The sequence below is a fragment of the Acinetobacter sp. ANC_7634 genome (genome assembly GCF_056779875.1).
In genome coordinates this window covers 151,741-164,762 of the sequence record NZ_JBWYIT010000002.1, presented here as the reverse complement: position 1 = coordinate 164,762, position 13,022 = coordinate 151,741, and the positions used below count along the sequence as shown (strand labels likewise).

Sequence of the window (13,022 nt, the reverse complement as noted above, 5' to 3'; positions counted from 1 at the left end):
CTCGAGAGTTGTCTTGATCATACTGATCATTTTTTGTCTTATATCTTGAGTATGACTATACTTTAAAATTTCAAACAATCATGCTTTGGTCGTAGACTGAGCATTCATTTATTTCAAAAGTTATCCGTATCTTCTTGCCAATTGAACAACCTAAAATATCTAACAATCAATGATCCGAATCATTGCTGATCATCATTCCTAAGCAAGTAAAATCTGTCGTTGTCAAAAAACTCCATTTTTTTATCAATAAATACCATTTCGATTTTTTTGTTGGACAAGGTGCTGAATGTTTATAAAAACATGCAATTTTTTTGTTATTTTCAGTTTATTCAATGAATAAAAATGACGATAAAACCTGCGAACGTGATTTTTATTCACTGTATTTTCAGGCAAAATGTAAACATTCAATACATTTGGAACACTCGTGGCTGAACAACAAAATTCTTTGAGTCAGGTGGCTCAAGGTACGACTCAACTTCTACAAGATGCAAGTGAGAAAACGGCTCAAACCGTCATTGCACATACTGCGAAATACAATGATGCATATACCACCATTGATAAAATCATGGATGGCTTTTGGGAACGAATCCCTTATATCTGTATTGCTTTGATTGTATTTACCTTATTTTGGTTGTTGTCTAAGCTGTTCAAATTATTTGTCAGAAAAGCACTTTCAGAGCGTTCATATACCAAACAAAATTTAGTGCTCGTCCTCAACCGCGTCGGTAGCTCTTTTATTATTTTCTTTGGCTTCTTAATTGCGATGGTTATTGCAATTCCAGGGTTTACACCTGGACAGCTGATGAGTGCACTGGGGATCGGATCTGTCGCAATTGGTTTTGCATTTAAAGATATTTTTCAAAACCTGCTCTCTGGTATCTTAATTCTACTCGGTGAACCCTTCAAAATTGGCGACGATATCATTGTGAATGGTTTAGAGGGGACCGTTGAAGATATTCAAATTCGTGCAACCTACTTACGTTCACCTGATGGTCGCCGTATCGTTATTCCCAACGCAACGGTTTATACCAATGCAGTTACTGTTAATACGGCATATCCACGTCGTCGTTGTGAATTCGTGGTCGGTATTGGTTACGAAGATGATGTTCAAAAAGCGAAAGATATTATTTTGAGTATTTTAGACCGGGATCAACAAATCCTCAGTCAACCTGCATTTAGCGTGAATGTCTCTGCCTTAGCTGATTTCTCAATCAACCTCACTGTACGTTGGTGGGTGAATACGGGTGAAACTGCGACATCTACATCTATTAGTTTAGTTCAAGAAAAAGTGATTCAAGCTTTTGCTGAACATGAAATCTCGATTCCATATCCAGTTCAAGAGGTTAAAGTCTATCGCGGAGATTCTTCACAAGAAGATGAGTCACCACGTGCTAAACAGACAACCTAACACATAAGGAATCACTGTTTCAGTACGGATAATTCGGTTGCCTAAGCTGACAGCTTGGCAGCCGTTTTTTATGAGTAAATCAATCTCATAAGGAATATAACCACCTTCAGGCCCAATCAATATCGTACATGGGTGCTCAATCGCATGAGGCATACTGTGGGTTGCATAAGGATGTGCTACATAAGCTGGTCGTTCAACGGAAATCATTTGAGGAAGAACATCTTCCACAAAAGGTTTAAAGCGTTTATATATTTCGATTTCAGGTGGAAATGTATCACCCGCTTGTTCTAAGCCCAGTTGAACATAGTGATCAATTTGCTGTAAAAATGGTGTTTGCCAATAGCTTTTATCGACCCGATAGCTGTGCAGCAAAATGATTTTTTCTACGCCTAAAGTTACAGCATCTTGAATCAATCGTCTCAATACTTTCGGTCTAGGCATAGCAACGATTAACGTTACAGGTAATTTCTTCGGTACAGGCTCTTCATAGAGTGGCTGAATTAAGATTTTCCTTTCAGAAATTTCTATGACCTCAGCTGTATATCGACCAGCACCTCTAATACCAACCTTTAAAGTATCTCCAATTTTAATATCAAGTTGATGCTTCAGATGCTCAATTTGGCGTGCTGATTGAATCTTCCAGAGGTCATCCTGTGCTGATACAGGATCAAGCAATACAATATTCATATACTTAAAACTAAAGGTATTGATTCAGGACATGAATATGTTTTTGCAATGACCCTGTATTCCGTTGCATGATCTTTTGAGCCTGATTTTGTACTGCTAAAATCGTTTCATCCTGAGATAAGCACTGAATAAGATGATTCACCACCTCTTCCGTAGTTTGACCGATTAGAATCCCTTTTTCTTCCACAAATTCATCGACAATGGTTTGAAAGTTAAAGTAGTTCGGTCCAATCACAGTCGGGACATTGAGTGATATTGGCTCTAAGATATTATGCCCACCGCCAGGTTCATTTAATGATCCACCCACAAAACTTGCTTGGCTCAATGCATACCAAATCCACATTTCACCCATACTATCAGCAAGATAAACTTGTGTATCAGCCTCAATAATTTCACCTAAACTACGTCGATGCATTTTTAACTCATGACTTTGAATGGCTTGTGCAACTTCATCAAAACGTTCTGGATGACGCGGTACAATAATCAGCAAGACGGCAGGATGATCATTTAAATAATCTTTAAACTTAGATAACAGATTTTTCTCTTCAGGATGATGTGTGCTTGCAATCGTAATAATTTGGCGTGCTTGCAAATCCCAATCTTGATAAATTTGTTGCGCTTTCAATAGCATTTCTTCGGGCGCATGAATATCAAACTTAATACTACCCACTGTTTGACTATGCGCTGTAGCAGCACCTAAAGCCCTAAATCGATTCAGTGAAGCTTCATCTTGAGTCAAAAGTTGAGTCAGACCGCTGAGCATAGGCTGAGTAATACTTGGTACTTTGGCGTATCCTTTTGCTGACTTTTTAGATAAACGTGCGTTCACCAAAAAAGTGGGTATTTTACTAATTTTCGCCTGATCAATTAAATTAGGCCATAGTTCTGTTTCAACCAAAACCAACATTTTAGGTTGATATTTTTTAAAAAAAGCACTGACTAATTTTTTTTGATCTGCAGGTAAATATACTGCTTGAAAAAGATCTACATATGGTGCTTTTGCAAATAAGGATTTAGCTCGTGCCTGACCTGTTTTGGTGGTATTCGTAACCAACACAGCATACCCAAGCTTTAAATAATGTTCTATCAGAGGTTGTGCAGCATTGGTTTCTCCAACTGAAACCACATGAAACCATATCGCATTAAGATTTTTTGGAGATTGAAACGGACCGAAGCGCTCTAAGCACTCTTGATGAAATTGCTCAATATTGTCTGCTCGCTTTTTTATACGCCATTTATAAATTGGCTTTAGTAAAGCCAATGCTGCGTTATACCAAAATGGAGTTGTCAAAACGTAAGACCTCGAGCTTTCTTAAAAAAATAGGGCATGACCACGAAGTTGAGATCATACCCTGCGAATTTTTTCGGTTCAAATACTTATCTTAAATTTCAATTTCCTTGTAAAAAAGGATAATCGATATAGCCTTGAGCCACATTCGTCCCGATCATATTTTCTAACTTTAATTCATTCAAAGGAGCATTGTGTACCAAACGCTCATATAAATCAGGATTGGCGATATAATCTTTACCAAAAGACACTGCATCAGCTTGACCTGAAGTGAGAAGTTGTAAAGCATCCTCTCGACTTAAACGCATATTGGCAATAAAAGGAATACCTTGTCCACGCGCTTTTAATTCTTGACTAATACTGTCTTCTGCCAAATATTCACGTGTAAAGAAAAATGCAATGTGTCTTTGACCGAGTTGTTCTAACACATAACCGAAAGTTTCACGTGGATCATCATCACCCATATCGTGTTCATCACCACGAGGAGCTAAATGTACACCTACTCGACCAGCACCCCAAACTTCAATTAGCTCATCCACGACTTCTAACAAGAAACGCGCACGATTTTCAACCGAGCCACCATATTCATCTTCACGCTGATTGGTTTTCGATTGCAAGAATTGATCAATTAAATAACCATTCGCCGCATGCAATTCCACACCATCAAATCCTGCCTCTTTAGCACGAATTGCTGCTTCTTTATATTGCGCTGTAATCGCGTGAATTTCAGAAATTTTTAATGGACGTGGCAAGACATAAGGACGTTTCGGACGCAACAAACTGACATGTCCGGCTTGTTGAACAGCACTCGCCGAAACGGGTATATCACCCTTCAGTAAATCTGGATGTGACACACGTCCAACATGCCAAAGCTGAGCGACAATTAAGCCATCTTTATCATGAACAGCTTGGGTTACTTTCTTCCACCCTTCTACTTGAGCATCAGTGAATAATCCTGGCGTATTTAAATAGCCATTCGCCTCCTCAGAAATTACGGTCGCTTCTGAGATAATTAATCCACTACTTGCACGTTGCGCATAATACTCAGCCATCATTTCTGTTGGTACGCGATCATCTGTCGCACGACTACGCGTTAAAGGTGCCATAACCACGCGATTTTTGAGCTTTAATTCACCAAAGACTACTGGGCTACTAAAATCAGTCATTCATCTATCCTCTTCACTCATTATCGTTAGAGTGATTGTTGAAGGTGTTCTGCAAAACTTTTTATCAGTGCTTCATTACGAGAAAAATAAGACCATTGACCATGCTTAGTAACATGAACCAAACCTGCTTGCTGTAAAACAGATAAATGATTAGACATGGTTGACTGAGATACATCTGCAATTTTTTCAATCTGTCCTGCACATACGCCACGACTAAAATCTTGCACGCACTCATCTTGTGGAATAAAGCGCTCTGGATCTTTTAAACATTGTAAAATTTGGCGGCGTATCGGGTTCGATAAGGCTTTAAAAATTGCTTCAGTATCCATCTCATTTCACTCAAGTTAATGATCTGCACTGTGCTGAACTCATTATATCGATTTTTATAGATATTAATATCGAATTATTACGATATTTAACAAATCGAGTTTATGAATGACTGTGCCGAATAATTCTGATTCTAACATTGAACTGATTTAATCTAGCAAGCTTCGTGCTAGAACGAAAAAGGCAGGGCTTTTGCCCTGCCTTTTTTTAAAAAAATATTAAAGCCCTTGTTTCAAACTAGCTTCAATAAATTTATCAAGATCACCATCTAGCACGGCACCCGTATTTGAATTTTCAACGCCAGTACGTAAGTCCTTAATACGTGAATCATCCAACACATAAGATCGAATTTGGCTCCCCCACCCAATATCCGATTTAGAATCTTCTAGTGCTTGAGCTGCTTCATTACGCTTATTCATTTCCAATTCGTACAATTTAGCACGAAGCTGTTTCCAAGCATGATCACGGTTAGCATGTTGTGAACGCTGGTTCTGACAAGCAACCACAATTCCAGTAGGTCCATGGGTTAAACGCACGGCAGAATCTGTTTTGTTAATGTGCTGACCACCTGCACCTGAAGCGCGGTATGTATCCGTTCGAACATCTGCTGGATTGATCTCAATTTCAATGTTGTCATCAATTTCTGGAGACACAAAAACCGCTGAGAATGAAGTGTGACGACGGTTGCCTGAGTCAAAAGGTGATTTACGGACTAAGCGATGTACACCTGATTCAGTACGTAACCAACCATAAGCATATTCGCCTTCTACACGAATAGTTGCCGATTTAATCCCAGCCACATCACCGTCAGACTCTTCCATTAACTCAGCTTTAAAGCCATGACGCTCAATCCAACGTAAGTACATACGTAATAGCATAGATGCCCAATCTTGAGCTTCAGTACCACCTGACCCCGCTTGAATTTCGACATAGCAAGGATTTGGATCCATTGGATTACTAAACATACGTCTGAATTCAAGTTTAGCCAGTTCAGCCTCAGCTGAATCAAGTTCTGCTTGAACATCTGCAAGCATTTCTTCTTCATCCGCTTCTACAGCAAGATCAAGCATCGCTTGTGCATCATCAAGTTGTGTTGCTAAACCATCTAAAACATTTAAAACGTTTTCGAGCTCACCTTTTTCTTTTGCCATCGCTTGAGCACGATTTTGATCATTCCAAATTGCTGGATCTTCAAGTTCGCGGAGAACCTCCTCTAAACGCTCTTTCTTTAGATCGTAGTCAAAGATACCCCCGTAGTGTTTGACCACGTTCGTTCAAGTCTTTCAGCTGGAGAAGATAAGGATTAATTTCCACGGTGTAGATCCTAAATATGTCTATATCAAAATTGGCAATATTTTAACACAGCCAAGTAAAACTTGAGAGTTTGCTTTTTTATTCAATATTCTCTTGACCATTGTTTAGTTATTATTAACAATACATTTAATTATTAAAAAATACTTACTTTATTTTTACAACAATAAGCAGAGACTTATGAAAATGAACAAAACCTATTTGGCTTTGGCCATCCTCCCTTTGACAACTTCAGCTATGGCCTACCAAGCTCAAATTGATGCTGGATATACCTATTTTGACCATGATAGTCTCAAGGTTGATTATCACGGTGTATTTGAAACAGAAGGTACTTATTACTTCAAAGCAGTTGATACTGAAAATAAACCACTTAATGAGGCTGCATTTCTTGGCCACCATAATCGCGTTTCAGCGAAATATAGTTTTCAGCATATTAAAGACGATAAAGTGTATATAAATGAAACAGTTGCACAAAGCAAACAAGAGCTGCACGGCTATTCAATAGGGGGAGAATATTATATTGATCAACTGTACTTCACAGGTGAGGTCGGTCGTCAACATTATAAAGTGGAGTCACGCTCAAGCTCACTAAACGGTTCATCTCATGCTAAGCAGCGTTTCGATCTAACCACCTATAGAGCTCTCGTTGGTTATACTCCTATTCAAAATTTACTGATAGCAGTAGGTATTAATGCTTATAAAGGTGAAGGCTTTGATGAAAATGCTTTTGCTTTAAAAGCCAAATATGTCACCCCATTAGGCCAAAATGGTCAATATCTCAATTTAGAATTGGATGGTAGCTTTGGACATGATATTGATTCGATTACATTTGGTGGGGATTATTATTTAACTCAACGCTTAAGCCTAGGTAGTGCTTATACGCGAGATACGAATAGCACTAGTAAAATTCATAAAGACGAATACCAATTACGTGGCAAATACTTTATCAATAATAACCTCTCTCTTGGGAGTATTTTAAGATTCAGTGATGATGAAAATAAGTTTAATGTAAACGGAACATATCGATTCTAATTCCATTCAACAGGGGGAAGTAGCAGTCCCAAAACTGCTACTTTCGTTCAAATTGCATACAATTCATATTCAAAAGCAACATAAAATGACTAAAACACCTTATCTTTCACATGAATTAACATGTTTTTTTATTTTTTAAAATCAATAACTTAAATTTTTATTTTTACATAAAAATTACACAAGATACATTACTGTTACTTTTGCTTGATTGATCCTTCATGATTTTCCCCTACACTGAACTTGTAACAAAAAATGTATTAACAACTAACTCTATTGAGGGGAAGTATCCATGAAAAAATTAGCAATCGCGTCTGCACTTCTTTCTGCTTTAGCTGTAACTGGAACTGCAAATGCATATCAAGCTGAAGTAGGTGCTTCTGCAGGTCTTATCGATCCTGATAATGGTAGTACAAGTGGTTCATTTGGTGTTGATGGTACTTATTATTTCCAACCAGTTCAAACACGCAATGCTCCACTAGCTGAAGCTGCATTCCTTGATCGTGCAAGTAATGTAAATGCGAAATACCAATACAGCGAAGTTGGTGATGATGAAAGACATCAATACGGCGTAGGTGTTGAATACTTCGTACCTAATTCTGATTTTTATGTAAGCGGTAATGTTGGTCGTGATGATCGTAAATTTGATATTGGACCTGATTTTGATGAGACAGTTTATGGTGCTGAAGTAGGTTATTTGCCTGCACCTGGCTTATTAATTGCAGCAGGTCTTAAGGGTTACGATAACGACTATGATGATGGTGTTGACCCAACATTACGTGCTAAATATGTAACTACATTGTCTAACGGTAAAGATATCAACTTAGAAGCTGGCGCTGCATTTGGTGACCTTGATGAATATAATCTAGCTGCTGATTACTTCATCGATAAAACTTTAAGTGTTGGTGTAGATTACTATAGTAAAGATACTGGTCCTGCAGATACAAACGAGTTTGGTGTAAGCGCACGTAAATTCTTCACACCTCAAGTAAGCTTAGAAGGTCGTGTAGGTTTTGGTGAACTTGCGAATAATGATTACAACAAATTCGGTTTAGCTGCTAAATATCGCTTCTAATATCTTGATTAAGATTTAATGTTTATTAAAAGCCCATCTTAATGATGGGCTTTTTTTTGTGCAAAAACCCGATGGAATGTCATTTTTTGTGCATTGACTCATCCCCTTTTGTTCTTACAATAGAAACCAGCTGTCACAAAACAGTCATATTTCTATAACAAAGAGAGTCAATATATGTTTAAAAAAATTACACTTGCGACTGCACTTATTGCAAGCTTAGGAACTGCACATGCGTATCAAGCTGAAGTTGGGGCTACAGCCAAATTGATCGATCCTGATAATGGTAGCAATTCTGCAGGTTTTGCGCTTGATGGCACATATTATTTTAATCCTGTTCAAATCAAGAACTCTCCATTAAACGAAGCTGCATTTTTAAATCGTTCAAGCAACGTGAATGCACAAGTGTCTTATGACGACTTTGATGTAAACGAATATTGGAATTATGGTGTTGGAGTTGAATATTTTGTTCCAAACACTGATTTCTATCTAAATGCCAATATTTCTCAGGAAACTGAAAAAGCTCCGAATACTCCCGACTTTGATATAACTTTCTATAAAGTTGAAGCTGGTTATTTCTTAGCACCATCTTTATTGGTCGCAGCTGGTTTACGTGGTTGGGATCATGATTATGATGATGGCATTGACCCTACTATTCGAGCAAAATATGTCACTCAAATTGGCGCAAACGATGTGAATTTAGAGGCTGGTGCTGCATTTGGTGATTTAGACGAGTTCTCTTTAAGAGGCGATTATTACATTGATAAAACACTCAGCGTGGGTGTCGACTATTTCAATCAAGATTTCAACGGCGGATCTTTTGATGAATTTGGTGTAAATGCTAAAAAATTCTTCAATCAGCAAGTAAGTGTCGAAGGTCGAATTGGTTTTGCAGATGACGGTAATACCTTTGCTATACGTGGTGCATACCGCTTCTGATCTTTGAGTGCTAAAAACCGCTCTGATGAGCGGTTTTTTTATTGATGCATATGTACAATGCGCATTTGTAAACTGGTATTACCATTAAAGGTATTTTTATCCAGCTCATAGACCAAGCGAATTTCATTGAGCATCGGATCAAACTGATATTTATCTGCTGCGTTAAAGGCGATTGCCTCTACCACTTGACCATTTTCTAAAGCTACACGCAGTTTCAAGTGCACATCCTTCAGCCAGCGATAATCCAAAATTTTAAATACTCCCTCGAATACAGGCGCAGGAAACTTTTGCCCCCAAGGACTTAAATTTTGTAATACGTCCACCGTTTCAATTTGGAAAGCTGAAGCTGGCAACTCCCCATCCGTCCATAAGGTTGCAGTAAACAGACTTTCATCTTGACTGGCAATCAACTGCTCAAATACCTGCTTAAACTCAGCAAAATGTTCTTTTTTAATGGTTAGACCTGCAGCTGCAGCATGCCCACCAAAGTGACTGACAATATGTGGATATTGCTCAGCCACACGCTCAATCGCATCCCGAATATGAATTCCCTCAATTGAACGCGCTGAACCTTTGATATGAATGTCATCTTCATCACGGGCAAAAACGATACTCGGACGATGGAACTGCTCTTTTAAGCGTCCTGCCACAATTCCAATCACGCCTTGATGCCAATGTGGCTCAAACATAATTAACGCTGCAGGTATTGCATCCTTATCTAGCTGAATTTGATCTAATGCAGTCAATGCTTCTTGTTTAATCTTACCTTCTACCTGACGACGTTCCACATTGAGTTGATTCAGCTGTTCCGCTAAAGGATATGCTGTAGCCAAGTCGGATGCCAAGAGACATTCGATGCCAATGTCCATGGTTTCCATACGCCCTGCCGCATTAATTCGCGGTCCAATCACAAAACCTAGGTCTTGCGCTTTCAGTCCTGCAGGATCACGTTTTGCAATATCTAATAAGGCTGAAATCCCGGGGCGACATAATCCTTGTTGAATCCGCTTTAGACCACTGTCGATTAAGATTCGGTTGTTATAGTCCAAACTGGCAACATCGGCATAGGTCCCAAGCGCTACCAAATCCAAATAGTTAATCATTTGTGCAAAAGACTTGCCCATTTTTTTACGATGACTAGATAAATTCGCCAACACATAAAAGGCAACTCCTACTCCTGCCAAAGCTTTACTTGGAAACTCACAACCGAGTTGATTCGGATTCACCACTGCCTCAGCCATAGGCGTTGGCTTGGTTGTGAGATGGTGATCGGTAATAATTACTTGCATCCCATGATCTTGAGCTTGCTTAACTCCATCATGACTTGAAATGCCATTGTCCACCGTAATCAACAAATCAGGCGTAAAGTTGGCAAACGCAAGATCTGCAATAGCAGGTGTCAAACCATAGCCATACTTAAAGCGATCAGGGACTAAATAATCAACATCTGCCCCCATGTCACGTAGTGCAAGCATCATCAGTGCTGTACTGGTCGCACCGTCAGCATCATAGTCCCCGACAATCACAATTTTTTTGTGTTGATCAATGGCTTGGTCGATCAACTGAATTGCAGCATCTAACCCCTTCATAGTTGGCGCTAATAAGTATTTTAATTTCAGTTCTAGTTCTTGTTCAGATTCAACGCCTCGACGTGCCAAAATTTCGGCAACAAATGAAGGCACACCCTGAAAGTTTTCAGGGCGTGTTAAAAATGGACGTTGCTTGATTTCAAGTTTTGACATTTATGGCATCAATCGTTGTAATTTCCACGCACCGTCGATTTTTTCATAACACAAACGGTCGTGCAAACGGTTTGGGCGACCTTGCCAGAACTCATAATAATCTGGCTCTATACGGTAACCACCCCAGAAATCAGGCTTATCTAAAGTTTGATGATCTGCCACACGATCATGCAAATCATTAAAGCGTTGCTGTAGCTCGTCACGGCTCGCAATCACACCACTTTGTGGGGTACTAATATGCGCTGCAATTTGGCTATCACGCGGGCGCTTATGGTAATAATCAGCGGATTCTTGTTCTGAAATTTTTACCACTCGACCTGAAATGCGAATTTGGCGTTCTTGTTCAGCCCAATAAAACAGAATTTGCGCATAAGGATTGGCTACTAAGTCGAGTCCTTTTTGGCTGTCATAATTGGTATAAAACGCATAACCATTTTCATCGGCACCGCGAAGTAATACGGTACGTACGTGCGGTCGACCCTCAGCATTTGCTGTAGCTAATGACATGGCATACGGTTCGTGAAGCTGAGCTTCTAACGCATCGTTAAACCACAATAAAAACTGTTCATGTGGATTAGCATTCACTTGATTCTCATGTAATTCGCCTTTTTGATAATTTAGACGCAGTTCACTGAGATCTTTAATCAAATCACTCATGAGTCAATCCCCGATTAAGCTGCTGCATTAGCACGTACAGCATCTGCCAAAGCATGTGCCAGTGCAGTCACTTCTTGAAGATTATCACCTTCAACCATCACACGAATTACAGGTTCAGTCCCTGACTTACGAATCAGTAATCGACCACGACCTTTAAGTTGCGCTTCGGCTTTGGCAAATTCTGCAGCCAATGCAGGTACTGAGTATGGATCAAACATTGCATTTAAACGGACATTTACAAGCACGTTTGGCAGTAATTTAAAGTCAGCAACCAACTCATGCAATGCTTTCTTCTGTTCAACCATGACAGTTAAGACTTGTAGGGCTGCAATAATCGCATCACCTGTGGTGCTCTTGTCTAGAGTTAAAATGTGACCTGAAGGTTCACCACCAATAACCCAACCGTTTTCCTCTAAACCTTGCAGTACATAACGGTCACCAACTTTGGCACGTAGCAGTGGAACTTCTGCTTTTTCAAGTGCTAATTCAAGTGCCATATTGCTCATGAGCGTACCGACAATACCGGCTGGTTTATTGACACTTTGTGTCGCCAAGATATATAGAATATGATCGCCATCAATCAGCTTTCCATTCTGATCCACTAGAATGACACGATCTGCATCGCCATCAAATGCAATACCCAAATCTGCTTGATGCTCAACAACAGCAGCTTGCAAACTCTCAGGATGAGTTGAGCCACAGCCTTGGTTAATATTCAAACCATTCGGTTCATTATGAATCGCAATCACTTTGGCACCGAGCTCACGGAATACCGCAGGACCCACGTTATATGCTGCTCCATTGGCACAGTCGACGACAATCTTTAAATTGTTTAAATCATAATGGTATGGGAACGTTGATTTACAAAATTCAATATAACGACCTGGAGCATCATCAACACGCACACTTTTTCCTAGACTCGCAATATCATCAATGACAATATCTTTCTCGAGTTCAGCATTAATCTCATCTTGAAACTCGTCTGGTAATTTTTTTCCTTCTGAAGAAAAAAACTTAATGCCATTATCATGATAAGGGTTATGTGAAGCTGAGATGACAATCCCTAAACTGGCATGCAAAGCACGAGTTAAATGAGCAATGGCAGGCGTAGGTAATGGACCCAATAAATGCACATAAACACCAGCTGCGTTTAAACCCGATTGTAAAGCCGCTTCTAAAATATAACCTGATAAACGAGGATCTTTGCCCATCACTACAATCGGTTTATTTCTTTTTGTTCTACGCTTAAGTACTTTACCCGCAGCAAACCCTAATTTGAGTGCAAACTCAGGTGTGATTGGAAATACACCGAATTTCCCACGAATACCATCAGTACCAAAATAACTCATTCATTCTCTCACTTCTTAGCGGGTGATTAACATCATCCTTTTTCAAT

12 protein-coding genes are annotated in these 13,022 nt (G+C 39.3%); 4 read left to right on the top strand and 8 right to left on the bottom strand.

All coding sequences use genetic code 11. The features are described from left to right. Positions 1–424 precede the first annotated feature (424 nt). Complete coding sequence (locus AC1M9A_RS04595) at positions 425–1,408, top strand: mechanosensitive ion channel family protein (RefSeq protein ID WP_481586863.1); 984 nt, start codon at positions 425–427, stop codon at positions 1,406–1,408. Here the strand turns inward: AC1M9A_RS04595 and AC1M9A_RS04590 are convergent. The 5 genes from AC1M9A_RS04590 to prfB all read right to left on the bottom strand — a co-directional run bounded on the left by AC1M9A_RS04590 (position 1,382) and on the right by prfB (position 6,190). Continuing rightward, a complete protein-coding gene (locus AC1M9A_RS04590; protein WP_481609741.1) occupies positions 1,382–2,095 on the bottom strand; it encodes a 16S rRNA (uracil(1498)-N(3))-methyltransferase in 714 nt (237 codons plus the stop codon). The two genes, AC1M9A_RS04595 and AC1M9A_RS04590, sit on opposite strands and share 27 nt — an antisense overlap. A 10-nt stretch (positions 2,096–2,105) precedes the next feature. Continuing rightward, a complete protein-coding gene (locus AC1M9A_RS04585) occupies positions 2,106–3,386 on the bottom strand; it encodes a 3-deoxy-D-manno-octulosonic acid transferase (RefSeq protein ID WP_481609740.1) in 1,281 nt (426 codons plus the stop codon). A gap of 98 nt (positions 3,387–3,484) precedes the next feature. Then, the gene (locus AC1M9A_RS04580) at positions 3,485–4,549 is read right to left on the bottom strand and encodes an alkene reductase (RefSeq protein WP_481609739.1); all 1,065 of its coding nucleotides are present in this window, start codon (positions 4,547–4,549) and stop codon (positions 3,485–3,487) included. Between the two features lie 26 nt (positions 4,550–4,575). Further along, a complete protein-coding gene (locus tag AC1M9A_RS04575) occupies positions 4,576–4,878 on the bottom strand; it encodes an ArsR/SmtB family transcription factor (RefSeq protein WP_035265803.1) in 303 nt (100 codons plus the stop codon). A 216-nt stretch (positions 4,879–5,094) separates the two neighbouring features. Beyond that, positions 5,095–6,190 (bottom strand): peptide chain release factor 2 gene (prfB, locus tag AC1M9A_RS04570; protein WP_481609738.1). Its coding sequence is split into 2 segments (ribosomal slippage): positions 5,095–6,117 and positions 6,119–6,190, totalling 1,095 coding nucleotides; the frame shifts between segments, so codons are not numbered across the junction. 177 nt (positions 6,191–6,367) lie between these two features. Here prfB and AC1M9A_RS04565 point away from each other — a divergent pair. The 3 genes from AC1M9A_RS04565 to AC1M9A_RS04555 all read left to right on the top strand — a co-directional run bounded on the left by AC1M9A_RS04565 (position 6,368) and on the right by AC1M9A_RS04555 (position 9,227). After that, positions 6,368–7,219, top strand: a complete 852-nt coding sequence (locus AC1M9A_RS04565; RefSeq protein WP_481597182.1) for a putative porin — start codon at positions 6,368–6,370, stop codon at positions 7,217–7,219. Positions 7,220–7,508: 289 nt separating this feature from the next. Continuing rightward, positions 7,509–8,291, top strand: coding sequence for a putative porin (locus AC1M9A_RS04560; RefSeq protein WP_035265806.1), 783 nt, complete (start codon positions 7,509–7,511; stop codon positions 8,289–8,291). 174 nt (positions 8,292–8,465) lie between these two features. Beyond that, positions 8,466–9,227 carry a putative porin gene (locus AC1M9A_RS04555; RefSeq protein WP_035265808.1) on the top strand — a complete coding sequence of 254 codons (762 nt, stop codon included), beginning with the start codon at positions 8,466–8,468 and terminating at the stop codon, positions 9,225–9,227. A 38-nt stretch (positions 9,228–9,265) separates the two neighbouring features. Here the strand turns inward: AC1M9A_RS04555 and recJ are convergent, their stop codons facing one another. The 3 genes from recJ to glmM are packed head-to-tail and all read right to left on the bottom strand — an operon-like array spanning position 9,266 to position 12,975. Next, positions 9,266–10,969 (bottom strand): single-stranded-DNA-specific exonuclease RecJ, encoded by a 1,704-nt coding sequence (recJ, locus tag AC1M9A_RS04550; RefSeq protein WP_481609737.1) that lies wholly within the window; start codon positions 10,967–10,969, stop codon positions 9,266–9,268. Further along, complete coding sequence (gene pdxH, locus AC1M9A_RS04545) at positions 10,970–11,626, bottom strand: pyridoxamine 5'-phosphate oxidase (protein WP_481609736.1); 657 nt, start codon at positions 11,624–11,626, stop codon at positions 10,970–10,972. 14 nt (positions 11,627–11,640) lie between these two features. Then, a complete protein-coding gene (glmM, locus tag AC1M9A_RS04540; RefSeq protein ID WP_481609735.1) occupies positions 11,641–12,975 on the bottom strand; it encodes a phosphoglucosamine mutase in 1,335 nt (444 codons plus the stop codon). Positions 12,976–13,022: the final 47 nt, after the last annotated feature.